Annotated in this window: 12 protein-coding genes; 10 read left to right on the top strand and 2 right to left on the bottom strand. The window is 69.5% G+C overall.

Annotated features, from left to right (window positions below):
* Positions 1–16 precede the first annotated feature (16 nt).
* Positions 17–163 (top strand): DUF559 domain-containing protein, encoded by a 147-nt coding sequence (locus PMI01_RS08065; protein WP_007666592.1) that lies wholly within the window; start codon positions 17–19, stop codon positions 161–163.
* 95 nt (positions 164–258) lie between these two features.
* On the opposite strand, the gene PMI01_RS08060 is transcribed toward PMI01_RS08065, so the two are convergent.
* The gene (locus PMI01_RS08060; protein ID WP_007666587.1) at positions 259–1,968 is read right to left on the bottom strand and encodes a hypothetical protein; all 1,710 of its coding nucleotides are present in this window, start codon (positions 1,966–1,968) and stop codon (positions 259–261) included.
* Positions 1,969–2,170: 202 nt separating this feature from the next.
* Here PMI01_RS08060 and PMI01_RS08055 point away from each other — a divergent pair, with 202 nt between their 5' ends.
* The 5 genes from PMI01_RS08055 (at position 2,171) to PMI01_RS08035 (ending at position 5,751) form a co-directional block, all read left to right on the top strand.
* Positions 2,171–2,878 carry a response regulator transcription factor gene (locus PMI01_RS08055; protein WP_007666586.1) on the top strand — a complete coding sequence of 236 codons (708 nt, stop codon included), beginning with the start codon at positions 2,171–2,173 and terminating at the stop codon, positions 2,876–2,878.
* A gap of 7 nt (positions 2,879–2,885) precedes the next feature.
* On the top strand, positions 2,886–4,562 hold the full coding sequence (locus PMI01_RS08050) for an ATP-binding protein (protein WP_007666584.1): 1,677 nt from the start codon (positions 2,886–2,888) through the stop codon (positions 4,560–4,562).
* On the top strand, positions 4,559–4,993 hold the full coding sequence (locus PMI01_RS08045) for an HPr kinase/phosphorylase (protein ID WP_007666572.1): 435 nt from the start codon (positions 4,559–4,561) through the stop codon (positions 4,991–4,993). Before PMI01_RS08050 ends, PMI01_RS08045 begins: the two co-directional genes overlap by 4 nt.
* Before the next feature lie 75 nt (positions 4,994–5,068).
* Entirely contained in the window at positions 5,069–5,473 is a 405-nt protein-coding gene (locus PMI01_RS08040; RefSeq protein ID WP_007666567.1) for a PTS sugar transporter subunit IIA, read from the top strand.
* A gap of 5 nt (positions 5,474–5,478) precedes the next feature.
* Positions 5,479–5,751 (top strand): HPr family phosphocarrier protein, encoded by a 273-nt coding sequence (locus tag PMI01_RS08035; protein ID WP_035035323.1) that lies wholly within the window; start codon positions 5,479–5,481, stop codon positions 5,749–5,751.
* 158 nt (positions 5,752–5,909) lie between these two features.
* On the opposite strand, the gene bioB is transcribed toward PMI01_RS08035, so the two are convergent.
* On the bottom strand, positions 5,910–6,923 hold the full coding sequence (bioB, locus tag PMI01_RS08030) for a biotin synthase BioB (RefSeq protein ID WP_007666562.1): 1,014 nt from the start codon (positions 6,921–6,923) through the stop codon (positions 5,910–5,912).
* Positions 6,924–7,036: 113 nt separating this feature from the next.
* Here bioB and PMI01_RS08025 point away from each other — a divergent pair, with 113 nt between their 5' ends.
* The 4 genes from PMI01_RS08025 (at position 7,037) to PMI01_RS08010 (ending at position 12,445) form a co-directional block, all read left to right on the top strand.
* Positions 7,037–8,587 (top strand): CYTH and CHAD domain-containing protein, encoded by a 1,551-nt coding sequence (locus tag PMI01_RS08025; protein ID WP_007666561.1) that lies wholly within the window; start codon positions 7,037–7,039, stop codon positions 8,585–8,587.
* Between the two features lie 115 nt (positions 8,588–8,702).
* The gene (ahcY, locus tag PMI01_RS08020; protein WP_007666559.1) at positions 8,703–10,094 is read left to right on the top strand and encodes an adenosylhomocysteinase; all 1,392 of its coding nucleotides are present in this window, start codon (positions 8,703–8,705) and stop codon (positions 10,092–10,094) included.
* A 179-nt stretch (positions 10,095–10,273) separates the two neighbouring features.
* A complete protein-coding gene (locus tag PMI01_RS08015; protein WP_007666557.1) occupies positions 10,274–11,134 on the top strand; it encodes a bifunctional hydroxymethylpyrimidine kinase/phosphomethylpyrimidine kinase in 861 nt (286 codons plus the stop codon).
* Positions 11,135–11,317: 183 nt separating this feature from the next.
* On the top strand, positions 11,318–12,445 hold the full coding sequence (locus tag PMI01_RS08010; protein ID WP_007666555.1) for a serine hydrolase domain-containing protein: 1,128 nt from the start codon (positions 11,318–11,320) through the stop codon (positions 12,443–12,445).
* Positions 12,446–12,518: the final 73 nt, after the last annotated feature.

The raw sequence follows: 12,518 nt of genomic DNA, 5'->3' as shown, positions 1-12,518 counted from the left end.
CGGTCAGGCTCCGGCCATGGACAAGACAGCCAACGCCCGCCTCACCGAGCCCCTGGAACTGTTCGGATATATCGTTGTGAGGTTCCCTAACGAGCGGCTTCTGGCCGATCCGGGCGGTACGGCGGAAGACATTCTGGCGGTGCTTCGATCGGAGAGAATGTAACCTCTCACCCTCCCACCGCTTCGCGGCGGGCCCCTCCCTCTCTCAAAGAGAGAGGGATTCTAACAGGCGACTAGGGCCGAAAACGGCCTTGCGCCTCAGGCCGCCGCCTTCTGCTGCACCAGGCCTTTGAGCAGGTCCATGGTCTCCGGCGAGCCCGCCAGTTCCTCGCGGACCTCGGGCGCGCGGGCCAGTTTCATCGCTTCGATCCGGGCCTTGTCGGCGACCGGGCCGGTGGGGCCGGCCTCGCCCATGGCCAGCCTGATCAGCAGGGACAGCTTCTGCGGCAGGGGCGCGGGGGCGCGGACCAGCATGGTCAGCAGGCGGGCGTCGGCCTCGACCAGGCCGCCCAGGTCGCCCAGCTTGGCGCACAGCGGCTCGTAGTCCTCGATCACCAGGCCTGAACGGATCAGGGATTTCTGCAGGGCGGCCAGGGAGGCCAGCTTGGAAGCCGCCGAGTCGGGCCCCTGGCGCAGTTCGCGCTCGAAGCGCAGGGCCTGGATATTGGCCGACAGCCAGCGGGCCGCCATGCGCTTGTTGACCGCGCCCATGACGTTCTCGGCCAGGCGGATCAGCATCTGCACCTCCTCGCGCGACGAGCGGTCGCGGCCGAGCAGGGCTTCGATGAACTCGCCGTTCAGCAGGGTCTTGGAGCGGGTGGTGAAGGCGCTGGTGATGTCCTCGGGCGGCAGGATGCGGCCGGCGGCGGCGGTCAGGCTCATGGCCAGGGCCCGCAGGTGTTCGATCTCGGACTCGGCGTCGGCGGGCTTGAGGCGACGCACGCCGTTCAGCTCCTTGAGCACCCGGTGGGCGATCGACGAGCGGACGGCGGGGAAGTCGTCGCCGGTCAGCCATTGGCTGAGGCGCTTGGCGGTGCCCGACAGCTCGGGCATGCAATTGCGCACCCCGGCCTCGACGCGGATCAGGGCCTCGACCTGGGCGCCGCCCGCCAGGCGGGTCATGGCCGCCAGGGTGGAGCCCAGATCAACATCGTTGGCGCCCAGCAGGTCGGCCATGCCGGCCTTGGAGCCGATGATCTCGGCCAGCGGGGTCTCGATGGCGGCCAGGGCGGCGGCCCGGGCCTTGGGATCGGTCGGGGCGGAATCGGCCAGGTCGAGCAGGCGGGCGATCTTCTCGGACCAGTTCTTGCCGGGCGCGATCGAGGCGGCGACCCCGGCCCCCAGCAAGAAGGCGCGGTCGGGGTCGGCGGCCAGGCGCTCGGCGGCGCGGGCGAAGCCTTCCTTGTCGAGGTCGGGCAGCGTCCCCTTCTTGAAGGCCTTCATCAGGTTGGCGACGGTGCGCTCGACCAGGCCCTGGAAGGTGCGGATCAGCTCGTGGACCGACATGCCGCGGGCCTCGGCCTCGGGAATGGCGATCTTCTGCAGGGCGTGCTGCAGGTCGGTGCCGGAGGCTTCCAGCTTTTCGACCAGGTCGGGACGATGCAGCAGCTCGAACGGCGTGGCGTTATGCCGCGCCAGCCAGGCTTCCAGAAGGCGGCCGATGCGGTCGCGCGCGTGGGCGGTGTAGAGGTCGGAAGGCTGCACGCAGAGGGGGTCGAGGTCCTCCTTCGCCTTCTTGGGCTTGCCGCCGTCGACCTGGCCCTTGGTGAAGATCGAGATCGACTTGTATTCGCGACTCTCGGGGTCGAGGGTTTCCTTGCTCACCCGCACGGCCACGGCGCGGCCCTGCTCCAGGGCCTCCTCGGCGGTGGCCAGGGCGTGGGTGCGGATTTCGGTCGCCATGTCGAGCGTCCATTGCGCGCCGGGCTTGCGGCGCACGAACAGCTCGTAATGGACTTGATCGCTCATGGGCTAAGGGCTCCCCGAGCGTCCGTTATGGGATATGAGACCTTAAGGCGAGGTTGCCGGACCGGTGGTGTCGGGCCGTCCGGCCGCAATGACGCCATGCTGGACACGCAAAAGGCAGGGAAAGCTTAGCCGCCCCATGCGTTGTAGGGGGCCTCGCCGGTCGTTAGTATCGGCGGGAAAGCGAAAGGACCGATAAGGCTCGATGGCCGATATTACTCTCATCGACGACGACGAGAACATCGTCGCTTCGGTTTCACTGGCCCTGGAAAGCCATGGTCACGTGGTGAAGGCGTACTATGACGGCGCCTCGGGGCTCGACGCGGTCGAGAGCCAGGCGCCCGACCTGGTGATCCTCGACGTCAAGATGCCCCGCATGGACGGCATGGAGGTGCTGCGGCGCCTGCGCCAGACCACCGAGATCCCGGTGATCATGCTGACCTCCAAGGACGATGAGATCGACGAGATCCTCGGCTTCAACCTCGGGGCCGACGACTACATCCACAAGCCGTTCAGCCAGCGCCTGCTGCTGGAGCGGGTCAAGGCCGTGCTGCGACGGGCCCGTCCCGAGGAAGACGAACCAGGCGTGGTTCCCGGCTCGGCCAATTCCAAGATCATGAAGCGCGGCAAGCTGACGCTGGATTCCGCGCGCCACGACAGCCTGTGGGACGGCAAGCCGGTGCGCCTGACGGTCACCGAGTTCCTGCTGCTGCAGTCCCTGGCCCAGCGCCCCGGCTTCGTGAAGAGCCGCGACAACCTGATGGACGCCGCCTACGACGATCAGGTCTATGTCGACGACCGCACGATCGACAGCCACATCAAGCGGATGCGCAAGAAGTTCCGCCAGGTCGATCCGGAGTTCGACTCCATCGAAACCCTGTACGGCGTCGGCTACCGCTATCGCGAATCCTGATCCCGCCATGGGATCGGTCAAGGACCAGGACCGCGAGCCCAAGGACCGGCCGGCGCGCCGGCTGACCTGGCCCCAATTCAGCTGGCCCAAGTTCAGCTGGCCCAGGGGTTCGCGCCTGGGCCGGTTGATCATCGGGCTCAACGTCCTGGCCCTGGCCATCCTGCTGGGCGGGGCGCTGGTGCTCAACGAGCTGCGCAGCGGGCTGATCAAGGCCCGCATCGACAGCCTGACCACCCAGGGCGAGCTGATCGCCAACGTCATCGACCTGGCCGCGACGGTCGGCGACCCCGAGCCCAAGCTGGAGGCCGACCGGGCCAGCGACATCCTGCAGGGGCTGTTCATCCCGCGCTCGCAGCGGGCCCGGCTGTTCGACGCCCAGGGCGCCCAGCTGGCCGACTCCTACGTCGTCGCCGACCGGGTGGAGTCCCGCGAGCTGCCGCCGGCCCGCAAGCCGGGCCAGCCGGACTTCGGCCTGCCGACCCGCGACCCCGACGCCAAGCCCAAGGCCGTGGAGGCGGCGCGCGAGGCGCTGGCCGCCGAGATCGCCCAGGCCCGCCTGGGCGAGCCGGTGGCCGGCACCCGCCGGGCCGAGAACGGCGAGCGGGTGGTGTCGGTGTCGATCCCCATCCAGCACGTCCGCGCCGTCCTGGGCGTCCTGACCCTCGAGGCCGGGGACGTCGACCAGATCATCTCGGCCGAGCGCAAGGCGCTGCTGCCCTTCGCCCTGATCGCGGTGGCCACCACCCTGATCTCGTCGTTCCTGCTCAACCGGCTGATCGCCCAGCCGGTGCTGCGCATGGCCCGGGCCGCCGACCATGTGCGGCTGGAGGGCGCGCGGGCCATCTCCCTGCCCGACATCTCCGGCCGCAACGACGAGCTGGGCGACCTGTCGCGGGCCCTGGAAGAGATGACCGACTCGATGTCGGAGCGGATGGACGCCATCGAGCGCTTCGCCGCCGACGTGGCCCACGAGATCAAGAACCCGCTGACCTCGATCCGCTCGGCGATCGAGACCCTGGACCTAGTGTCGGACCCCGCCGCCCGCGCCCGGCTGCTGGGCATCCTGCAACAGGACGTCAGCCGCCTGGACCGCCTGGTCACCGACATCTCCAACGCCTCGCGGCTGGACGCCGAGCTGTCGCGCGAAGCGCCGCGGCCGTTCGAGCTGAACCTGCTGCTGCACGAGGTCATCAACCTCTACGACGCCCAGTGGCGGCCCGGCGAGGCGCCCGGCAGCGTGCGGGTGACCTTCGACGAGAAGATGGCCCCGCAGCACGCCCGGGTGATGGCCCGCGAAACGCCGATGGGCCAGGTGTTCCGCAACCTGGTCGACAACGCCCGCTCGTTCAGCGCCGCCGACGGCGAGGTGCGCGTCGCCCTCGTCCGCGACCATGGCCGGCTGATCGTCACGGTCGACGACGACGGTCCAGGCATCCCCAAGGAAAACCTCGAGACCATCTTCGAGCGCTTCTACACCTCGCGGCCCAAGGGCAAGGCGTTCGGCGGCAATTCGGGCCTGGGCCTGTCGATCGCCCGCCAGATCGTCGAGGCCCATGGCGGCGCGATGCGGGCCGAGAACCGCCAGAACGACGCCGGCCAGGTGGTCGGGGCCCGGTTCCGGGTCGAACTTCCGGAGGCCGGAAACCACCACCACGGCCACCATCCGGGGGGCGCCCGCGAATGATCCGCCACGCCGGCCTGATCGCGCGCCGCGTGGCCGGCCACTGGTGCGGCGCGCTGATCGAGGGGCCGTCCGGGGTCGGCAAGAGCGACCTGGCCTTCCGCGCCCTGGCCGAGGGCTTCCGCCTGGTGTCCGACGACTATTCCCTGGTGTTCGCCTCGAACGGCAAGCTGTTCGGCCGCGCGCCGGACGCCCTGGCCGGGCTGATCGAGGTGCGGGGCCTGGGCGTCCTGCCGCAGCCGCACCTGGCGTTGTGCCGCGTGCGCCTGCTCGTGCGGTGCGCGATTCGGCCACAGGCGGTGGAGCGCATGCCCGAGCCCATGTTCGAAATCATCGAGGGCGTTTCCGTCCCGGTGCTCGACCTGTGGCCTTTGGAACCCGCCGCGCCGGCGAAAATCGGACGGATGTTTGAGCATCTTGGAGTCGCCGACTAACAAGCGTATCAAGGCGGCCCGCGCGGCGCCTCCCTAGCCGCCACGGGTTAGGGGATCCCGTTTGAGAGATCAGGCATGATCGGGCTCGTGATAGTCACGCACGGGCGTCTGGCGGAGGAGTTCGTCTCCGCCATGGAGCACGTGGTCGGACCGCAAGGCGCGGTGAAGGCCATCTGCATCGGTCCGGAAGACGACATGGAACGTCGCCGGTCCGACATTCTGAAGGCGTGCGCCGCGGTCGACGACGGCGGCGGGGTGATTCTGCTGACCGACATGTTCGGCGGCACGCCCAGCAACCTGGCCATTTCGGTGATGGAGCAGACCAAGGCCGAGGTGATCGCCGGCCTGAACCTGCCGATGCTGATCAAGCTGGCCAGCGTGCGCCAGCGCGAGGCCCTGCCGGCCTGCGTCGCCCACGCCCAGGAAGCTGGACGCAAGTACATCTCCGTGGCCTCCTACGTGCTCGCGGGAGAAAAATGAGCCGGATGATGGCGACGCGCACGGTCGAGATCGTCAACGAGCGGGGGCTTCACGCCCGCGCTTCCGCCAAGTTCGTCAAGCTGGCCTCCGGCTTCGACGCCGAGGTGACGGTGGCCCGCGACGGCTCCAGCGTCGACGCCCGCTCGATCATGGGCCTGATGATGCTGGCCGCCGGCATCGGCTCGACCATCGACATCGCCGCCGAGGGGCCGGAGGCTCACGCGGCGATCGAGGCGTTGACCGAGCTGGTGGCCAACAGGTTCGACGAGGAAAGATAGAGGTCCTCCCCCCGTGGGGGAGGTGTCGGCGAAGCCGACGGAGGGGGGAGTAATCGGCCGGTAGCCAGACTCGCGATTAACGCCCCAAAACTCCCCCCACCGATCGCTTCGCGATCGCCTCCCCCACAGGGGAAGGGTCTGAGAGGACCGGCTCCGCCCTACTCCGCCGCCACCGCTTCCGGCGCCACGGCCTTGGCCGACCCCATCGGCCGCAGGTCCAGGTCCTGGAACAGCGCGCTGTCCTCGTCCTGGCCGGGCAGCGGGGTGGTCAGCAGCTTGCCGCCGACGAAGATCGAGTTGGCGCCGGCCATGAAGCACAGGGCCTGCAGCTCGCGGCTCATGTCGTCGCGGCCGGCCGACAGGCGGACCATCGATTTGGGGCAAACGATCCGGGCCACCGCCACGGTGCGGACGAACTCCAGCCCGTCGATCTCGCCCTCGCGCTTGACCTTGTCGCCCAGCGGCGTGCCGGCCACGGGCACCAGGGCGTTGACCGGCAGGCTGTCGGGATGGCTGGGCAGGGTGGCCAGTTGGTGCAGCAGGCTGGCCCGGTCGCGCCGCGCCTCGCCCATGCCGACGATGCCGCCGCAGCAGGTGCTCATGCCGGCGTCGCGCACGTAGGCCAGGGTGTCGAGCCGTTCCTGGTAGGTGCGGGTGGTGACCACGTCGCCGTAATATTCCGGGCCGGTGTCGAGGTTGTGGTTGTAGTAGTCGAGCCCGGCGTCCTTCAGCTGCCTGGCCTGCTCCGGCGTCAGCATGCCCAGGGTCGCGCAGGTCTCCAGGCCCAGGGCCTTCACCCCACCGATCATCGCCGCCAGCTTGGGCAGGTCGCGGTCCTTCAGCTCGCGCCAGGCCGCGCCCATGCAGAAGCGCTGGGCTCCGCCGTCGCGGGCCTCGCGGGCCTTGGCGATGACGACGTCGGCGTCCATCAGCTTCTCGGCCTTCAGGCCGGTCTTGAAGTGGGCCGACTGGCTGCAATAGCCGCAGTTCTCGGCGCAGCCGCCGGTCTTGACCGACAGCAGCTGCGACAGTTGCACCTCGGAGGGGTCGAACCCGGCCCGGTGCACGGTGGCGGCCTGGAACACCAGTTCCATGAAGGGCAGGTCGAACAGGGCTTCCACCTGGGGAAGCGTCCAGTCGTGGCGGGGCTCGGCGGTATTGATCTGCGTCATGGCGGGCAGGTTTGGACTCGGCCATCACGATTGGCAAGCACGCCCAGCGTGCGACCGCCGTTCGGCCATCCCCGGTTGGAGCAAAACCAGCCGGCCCGAGTTATAGTCCGCGCATGGATCACGAAATCGAACTGAAGTTCCTGATCGCCCCGGAGGCTTCGTCCGAGATCCTGGCCCGCCTGGAGGGACGGGAGGCGGTTCGGCAGCTGGACGCCACCTATTTCGACACCGCCGACCACGCCCTGCGCAAGGCGGGCTACGGCCTGCGGATCCGCGACGGCGAGAATGGCCGCAAGCAGACCCTGAAATCGGCCTCGTCCGGCGGCGTCTTCGCGCGCGGCGAATGGGAGAGCGCGGTCGAGGGCCCAGAGCCGGACCGCGACCTGCTGGCCAAGACCCCGGCCGCCAAGCTGATCAACGGCGACGCCCTGACGCCGGTGTTCGTCACCAATGTCCGCCGCGTGACCCGGCTGATCAAGCGCGACGGGGCCACCATCGAGGCGGCGCTGGACCAGGGCGAGCTGCTGGCCAACGAGCGCCGGACCGGGGTCAGCGAGCTGGAGCTGGAGCTGAAGGCCGGTCCCGCGCGGGTGCTGTTCGACCTGGCCCGCGACCTGGCCGCCCACGCGCCGCTGCGCCTGTCGCTGGTCAGCAAGGCCGAGCGCGGCTACGCCCTGGCGCTGAACGAGGTCGAGGGTCCGCGCGCCGACGCGGCGCTGAATCCCGAGGCGACCACCGGCGAAGCGTTGCAGGCCCTGGGTCGCGCGGCGCTGGACCGCCTGTGCGCCGCCGCCGAGACCCTGCGGATCCGGCCCGGTCCCGAACGAGTCCACAAGCTGCGGGTGGCGGCCCGGCGGTTCCGCGCCCTGCTCTCGACCTTCAAGTCCCTGGCCGGCGACCCGGCGGCGCGCCAGGTCAAGACCGAGCTGAAATGGCTGGCCGACCAACTGGGCGCGGCCCGCGAACTCGATGTGTTCATCGCCGACGTCTGGCGGCCGGCCGCCGAGGACCAGGCCATCGAAAGCCAGGCCGCCCAGGACCAGGCCGAGGGCGCGGCGAACGGAACGGCCGAGGACGGGACCCGCGCCCTGGCCGCCTTCGGCAAGGCCCTGCTGGCGGCCCAGACCCAGGCCTACGACCAGGCCGGCGCCGCCGTCGACAGCGTCCGCTTCCGCGCCCTGGCCATCGACGCGGCCGCCTGGCTGGAGGCCGGCGCCTGGACCACCGACAAGCGCCTCGGAAAGCGCCGCGACCGCTCCGCCGCCGACTTCGCCGCCCAAGTCCTCGACAAGGGCCGCCGGCGGATCCTCAAGGACGGCCGCGACCTGGCCGCCCTGAGCCCCGAGGACCGTCACCACCTTCGCATCCGCGGCAAGAAGCTGCGCTACGCGGTCGAGGACCTGGCGAGCCTGTTTCCCGACCACCCCAAGCGCGTGGCCCGCTTCGTCGAGGCGACCAAGGTCCTGCAGGACAGTCTCGGCGTGCTCAACGACCTGGCCGTCCGCGAGACCTTGGCCCATGAGGTGGCCCTGTCCTGCGACGATCCCGAAGCCGCCTTCGCCGCCGGTCGGCTGACGGCGGGTGGGCCCGAACGCGAGGCGGCGCTGCTCGCCGACGCCCAGGGCGCCTATGTCACCTTCGCCGAGGCCAAGCGGTTCTGGTGACACATCCGCCGGACTTGGCGACTCATATAAAGAAATCCTTATGCCTTAATTGCGAGAAGGGTCGTGTCGCGCTATAGACCGCGCAAGACACATCCCCCGACCGCAGGAGCCGACCGTGGCCGACTACATCGTCAAGGACATCTCGCTCGCCGATTTCGGCCGCAAGGAAATCGCCATCGCCGAGACCGAAATGCCCGGTCTGATGGCCACCCGAGCCGAATACGGCCCGGGCCAGGTGCTGAAAGGCGCCCGCATCGCCGGCAGCCTGCACATGACCATCCAGACCGCCGTGCTGATCGAGACGCTCACCGCGCTCGGCGCCGACGTCCGCTGGGCCTCGTGCAACATCTTCTCGACCCAGGACCACGCCGCCGCCGCCATCGCCGCCTCGGGCGTGCCGGTGTTCGCGTTCAAGGGCGAAAACCTGGTCGAGTACTGGGAATACGCCCACAAGATCTTCGAATGGGCCGACGGCGGTTATCCGAACCTGATCCTCGACGACGGCGGCGACGCCACCCTGCTCTGCGTGCTGGGTCCCAAGGCCGAGAAGGATCCGACGATCCTCAACAACCCGACCAACGAGGAAGAAGAAGCCCTCTACACGGTCATGAAGCGCTATCTGGCCGAGAAGCCGGGCTTCTATTCGGCGATCCGCGACGCCATCGGCGGCGTGTCGGAAGAGACCACCACGGGCGTCCACCGCCTGTACCAGATGGCCCAGAAGGGCGAGCTGCCCTTCCCCGCCATCAACGTCAACGACAGCGTCACCAAGTCGAAGTTCGACAACCTGTACGGCTGCCGGGAATCGCTGGTCGACGCCATCCGTCGCGGCACCGACGTGATGCTGTCGGGCAAGGTCGCGGTGGTCTGCGGCTACGGCGACGTCGGCAAGGGCTCGGCCGCCTCGCTGCGCCAGGGCGGCGCCCGGGTGATCGTCACCGAGATCGACCCGATCTGCGCCCTGCAGGCGGCGATGGAAGGCTATGAGGTCCAGACCCTGGACGACGTGGCCGGCCGCGCCGACATCTTCGTCACCGCCACGGGCAACAAGGACGTCATCACCGTCGAGCACATGCGGGCGATGCGCAACAACGCCATCGTCTGCAACATCGGCCACTTCGACTCGGAAATTCAGGTCGCCGGCCTGAAGAACTTCAAGTGGGACGAGATCAAGCCGCAGGTCCACCACATCGAGTTCCCGGACGGCAAGAAGATCATCCTGCTGTCGGAAGGCCGCCTGGTGAACCTGGGCAACGCGACGGGCCACCCCTCGTTCGTGATGTCGGCCAGCTTCACCAACCAGACCCTGGCCCAGATCGAACTGTGGACCAACAAGACGGCCTACAAGAACGACGTCTACACCCTGCCCAAGCACCTGGACGAGAAGGTCGCCCTTCTCCACCTGGCCAAGCTGGGCGCCAAGCTGTCGACCCTGCGCAAGGACCAGGCCGAGTACATCGGCGTGCCGGAGAACGGCCCGTTCAAGCCGGACCACTACCGCTACTAGGCGTTCGCCTCACGGTGAACGAGGAAGGGCCCGTCGCGGAAACGCGGCGGGCCTTTTTCGTGGACAATCGGGCAGGTTGCAGGGTTCGAATGGATCGATAACGCCGTTCCGCGAACTTGCCGTCGCGTCAATCGCGACCACCCTATTCAAGGCCTCATTGCTCGGCTAAGCCGCTTGTCATGCCGCTAGCTCTGATCATTTCCAGCCATGTCGCGGGCAGCCGGGTCGGCGCGTCGGCCCAGGCCGCCGCCCTCGTGCAGTTCCGCATCGATTCGATGATCGTGCCGACCGTGCTCTACGGCCGCCATCCCGGCTGGGGCATTCCCGGCGGCGCGCCGGTGCCGATCGAGCTGATCGAGAGCATGCTCGACGGCATCGAGGCCAACGGCCTGTTCAGCCAGACCGACATGGTCATCACCGGCTATTTCGCCACCGCCGCCCAGGTGCGGGCCGCGGCCCGGAGCATCGACGCCGTGCGCGCCGCGCCGCGCGAGGGCGCCACGCCCCAGGCGCCGGCCCGCAAGCCGACGGTCGTCGTCGATCCCACCATGGGCGACGCCGGCAAGGGCCTCTATGTGCCCGCCGAGGTCGCCGAGGCCATCGCCGCCGAACTGATCCCGCGCGCCGACGTGGTGGCCTGCAACGCCTGGGAGCTGCAGCACCTGACCGGGACCGACGCCCGCGAACCCCAGGCCGCCGTGCGCGCCGCCCGCCTGCTGAACAAGCCGACCCTGGTGTCGTCCGTACAAAGAGGAAATGAGATCGGCGTGGTCTATGCCGACCGCAAGGAGGCCTGGCTGGCCGCCCACGCCAAGGCGCTGCGCGCGCCCAACGGGGCCGGCGACCTGCTGACCGCCCTCTACGCCGCCTCGATCCTCGAAGGCCAGACCATCTCCTACGGCCTGGCCCGGGCGGTGGGCGGCGTCGCCGAGACGGTGACGGCGGCCAACATCTGGAACGCGCCGGAACTGCCGATCGTGGCCATGGCGGCTCGGATCAAGCAGACCTCGCCGACCGTGCGGATCGAGCGGTTGGCTTAGTCACAACGGTTGTCATCCCGGCCTCGGGCCGCGTGAGCGGTCCGCCTGTCGGCGGACTTGGCGCGCAGCGCGAAGATCCGGGACCAGCGCGTGAACGTCGGCGCTTCCGGCGGCCCCGGATCGGCGGCCCTGCGGGCCTTGTCCGGGATGACAGGTATGGGCGGTCGGGTTAGACCGTCTCCCATGACCGTCGACATCACCGGCTTCTGCCCCGACCGCTTTTCCGCCGTGCGCGACGCCTTCGCCGCCAATTTCGAGGGGGGCGGCGAACTGGGCGCGCGGTTCTCGCTGGCCATCCACGGCGAGGTCGTCGTCGACCTGATGGGCGGCCACGCCGACCGCAAGCGCGAGGTGGCCTTCGGGCCCGATACCCTGACCCCGCTGTTCTCGACCACCAAGGCGGTCGCCGCCCTGCTGATCGCCCGCCTGGTGGACCAGGGCCGGCTGACCTACGACCAGACCGTCGCCTCGGTGTGGCCGGAGTTCGCCCAGGCCGGCAAGCAGGACGTCACGGTCGGCCAGGCGCTGTCGCACCAGGACGGCCTGTCGGGCTTCCCCGAGGAAGAGGACCCGGCCATCTGGTTCAACTGGGACGCCACCTGCGCCAAGCTGGCGGCCATGGCCCCGCTGTGGCCGATCGGCTCGGCCAGCGGCTACCACCCGGTGACCTTCGGCTTCATCGCCGGCGAGATCTTCCGCCGAGTTGACGGCCGGACGATGGGGACGGCGCTGCGCGAGGACCTGGCGGTTCCCCTGGGCCTGGACCTGTGGATCGGCCTGCCCGACAGCGAACACGCCCGCTGCGCCGAGCTGATGCGGCCCACGGCCCTGCCGAAGTTCGGCGCGATTAACGAAGCGGTGAAGGCCGCCTTCATGACCAAATGGGCGGCCCCGGGCGGGCGCGGCACGGCCGAGTGGCGGCGGGCCGAGATCCCGTCGGCCAACGGCCACGCCACCGCCCCGGCCCTGGCCCGGCTGATGGGGGCCCTGGCCTCCGGCGGCGAGCTGGACGGCATGCCGGTGCTGTCGCCGGCCGTGATCGCCAAGGCCAGCGCCGAGCGGATCGTCGGCCAGGACCTGGTCCTGCCCTATGTGATCAGCTGGGGCGCGGGCTTCATGCGCAACACCCCCAACCTGTTCTACGGCCCGACGGCCGACGCCTTCGGTCACAGCGGCTGGGGCGGCTCCTGCGCCTTTGCCGACCCGTCGCGCGGGGTGTCGGGGGCCTATGTGATGAACAAGCAGGGCAGCGCGCTGATCGGCGACGCGCGCGCGGTGCGGTTGATCCAGGCGGCCTACGGCGCATTGTGACGCGCGAACCCAGGGGAACGGCGACGATGCGCAGGCTTTTGGCGATCACGGGACTGGCGGCCGCCATGACCCT

This window comes from Caulobacter sp. AP07 (genome assembly GCF_000281955.1).
In the GTDB taxonomy this organism is placed as follows: domain Bacteria; phylum Pseudomonadota; class Alphaproteobacteria; order Caulobacterales; family Caulobacteraceae; genus Caulobacter.
The sequence above is the reverse complement of the archived record's forward strand: the minus strand, read 5'-3'. Positions and strand labels throughout refer to the sequence as shown.